The organism is Dyella sp., assembly GCF_035508675.1.
GTDB lineage: Bacteria > Pseudomonadota > Gammaproteobacteria > Xanthomonadales > Rhodanobacteraceae > Dyella_B.
The window spans coordinates 1-2,946 of the sequence record NZ_DATJMN010000368.1 but is presented as its reverse complement, the minus strand read 5'-3'; the positions used below and the strand labels follow the sequence as shown (position 1 = coordinate 2,946).

Annotated in this window: 3 protein-coding genes; 2 read left to right on the top strand and 1 reads right to left on the bottom strand. The window is 62.1% G+C overall.

The features are described from left to right. The first annotated feature begins 193 nt into the window (after positions 1–193). Positions 194–1,000: a universal stress protein gene (locus VMA74_RS19755; protein WP_325370131.1), complete on the top strand. Its 807-nt coding sequence runs from the start codon at positions 194–196 to the stop codon at positions 998–1,000. A 715-nt stretch (positions 1,001–1,715) separates the two neighbouring features. On the opposite strand, the gene VMA74_RS19750 is transcribed toward VMA74_RS19755, so the two are convergent. Further along, entirely contained in the window at positions 1,716–2,150 is a 435-nt protein-coding gene (locus tag VMA74_RS19750) for a CBS domain-containing protein (protein WP_325370129.1), read from the bottom strand. A 265-nt stretch (positions 2,151–2,415) separates the two neighbouring features. Here VMA74_RS19750 and VMA74_RS19745 point away from each other — a divergent pair. Further along, positions 2,416–2,946 (top strand): Crp/Fnr family transcriptional regulator (locus tag VMA74_RS19745; protein ID WP_325370127.1); only part of this gene is annotated, 531 nt, incomplete at its 3' end.

Below are 2,946 nucleotides of genomic sequence, written 5' to 3'. Positions count from 1 at the left end.
GAGAACCTCGTTTGGAGTGGCCACCGGGAGTGTGCGTATGTTGTAACCGGACGCCGCCAGGCTGCACTTGACGATGGTCAACTGCATCGAAATCAGCCAAAAAGCCCACGAGGTGCCCGCTTGACGAGGATCAATGCGGCGTCCTGCGCTGCGCACGATAGTTCATGCATGCCATTGCACACGGGGTGGTGCCATGTTCGAGCTGCTCATCAATGTGGAAAACCTGCGCGACGACGATATTGCCCTGCAGGCTGGCTTGGCACTGGCCAAGCGCTACAACGCGTATGCGACCGGCCTGAACATCATCGAGGTCTATCCCTCGACCATGGCGATGCCGGACGTGGCCCAAGTGCTGGAGATCGAGGAAGAAGAAGCCAAGGCGCGCGATACCTGGTGGATGGAAAAGTGCCGGCGCCACGGCGTCGACGGCGCTTGGGAAGTGACCCGCGGCCTGTATGTGCCGGCGCTGGCGCGCCGCTCGTGCATGGCGGACGTTACCGTGAGCCGGCTGCCGAATGGCAACGATACGTTGTCCGGCGGCCTGGATCACCTTTCCCGTGCGTTGCTTATATCGGGCTCGCCCATGCTGCTGGTGCCTGGATCCATCAAGGATCTGTCATGCAAGTTCGAGCGCATCCTGGTGGCGTGGAACAGCACCGAGGAATCCACGCATGCCTTGCGCGCGGCGCTGCCGTTTCTGCGTGATGCAGCCACGGTGTGCATGGTGGATGGCGCCGTCAGCGAGGTGCGTGGCTTGGCGCCGCCGCTGTTGCCGGTGCGCGAGTGGTTGCAGCGGCATGGCGTTACCTTGAGCACGGTGCGGGATTTTCCGACCACCTCTTGTGTGGGCGAGGCGTTGCTCGAGCATGCTTATGCAATGCAGGCGGATTTGCTGGTGATGGGGGCGTGGGGGCATTCGCGAGTGAATGAGTGGATGTTGGGCGGGACGACGCGGCATGTGTTGAAGCATGCGAAGGTGCCGGTGTTGGTGGCGCATTGAGAGGCGCAGCTGTTCGCAGGGTTTGGCATTGCCTGCGGCGCTTTCGGTCGCGGAGCGACCGAGTCATTTTTCTTTGCGTGCCCACGCCCGCGTCAGGAACGCGGGCGAACAGCGCATGCTGGCCCGAAGAGCGAAGGGCAGGAGGCCCGTAGTAAAGAAAAGTAACCAAAAGAAAGGGCACCCCGAGGGACGCTTGGCGGGCGTCCTGCCCGCCAAGTCCGAAGAGCAGGTGCGCATCCACGCGCCGCGGTCGCTGGTACTCTCGGTACAACTTGATACTAGCCACATTGCGCTCCCTCCCCTGCCTGAGCAGGGGAGGGTTGGGGTGGGGTTGCTTGGGCTTTAGCGTATGACGGTGAATTTCCTAGAGAACGGCATGGAGGCGATGATGGGCTCCCGCCGCTCGCTGCGCTCGCACCCCACCCTAGCCCTCCCCTACTTCGCAGGGGAGGGAACCGTTTGTCGCGACGATCCAGATACCCGCTACGCTTGAGTGCAATGACACCGGCGTTTGCGCCGGTGTGGTCGCGCATGGATGCGCGCCTGCTTTTCTGGGGCCCCCTCGGGGTGTCCTTCTCTTTGTTGGTTACTTTCTCTTGGGCACGCAAGAGAAAGTAACTCGGTCGCCCCGCGACCGAAAGCGCCGCAGGCAATGCCAAAACGCTGCGGAATGCTGTGCCGTGTCGAGCGCTCAGCACAACGCACCCACCCCATCTCAATCAATCGCCTTCGCCCCCGCCGCCGCCCGCGACACGCGATGCAACAATTCAGCCAGCGCAGCAATGACATCATCCAGCGTCACGATGCCAAGCAACGTGCCTTCTTCATCCACGATCGGCAACCGCCGCACATGGCTGCCAAGCATGATGTCGACCAATTCATCGATGGTGGCATCCGGCCGGCACGTAGCCAGCGGTATCGATTCGATGTCGTGCAGCGACGACTTGTCTTCGTCGTTTTCGGCAGACAGAAAACGCGTGGCCAGGTCGCGGTCGGTCACCATGCCGCTGGGTACGACGCCGAGCAAGGTGTTCTTCGTCACCACGACGCAACCGACATCATGATGTCGCATCGTGCAGGCCGCTTCTTCGGGACTGGACGATTCGTTGAGCTGGACGACGCGGTTGGTTCCGATATCTGCAGCGCGCATAAGCAAAGTCCTCCGTAGGATGGTGTGGACGCTACGGCAACCCGCGGCGCGGAAGCTTGACACGCATCAAGCCCATGTAGGCTGGGACGGCATCCCAGCATCGGGAATGCATGAATTACAGGGTTTTTCGCCTCAGACTGCGGCGATCCGCCGCGTCTGTTACACACTGTTACAAACCGTTGCCGAGCGGAATTTCTGCCGTTACGCACCCTGCCTAGAGTCGACCCTGCAGCCGGCGGAGGTTGCGTTTTTCGGGGAAAACATCATGACTGCGTCAGCATCTGTCGTCGGCACTGCACCTGCGGCCCAAACCAACATCCAACCCACCCGCAAACCCTATGCGTTCCTGCCGCTGGCAGATGGTGGCCAGCTGGATATCGAAGCGCTGCGCCAGCATGTGCCGGTGCGCCGCTGCAAGCATGTCGCCGGGCAGGGGGTCTACCATGCCGGCCAGCCGTTCCAGGCGCTGTACCTGGTGCATGCCGGTTCCTACAAGACCTGCGAACTGGCCGATGACGGGCGCGAACAGGTCACCGGTTTTCGCATGCGCGGGGACCTGATCGGTGCCGAATCGATCGGCTTGAAGAACTATTCCTGTGACGTGATCGCGCTGGAAGACAGCGAAGCATGGGAGTTGCCATATCCTGCCGTGCTGCGTGCCTGCCTGCACATACCGGAGCTGCAGGTGCACATCACCAGCGCGCTGGCGGCCGAAGTGCGTAGCGACCGGTCGTGGATGCTGATGCTGGGTACGCTTGCGGCGGAGCGCCGCGTGGCGGCCTTCCTGCTGGATGTC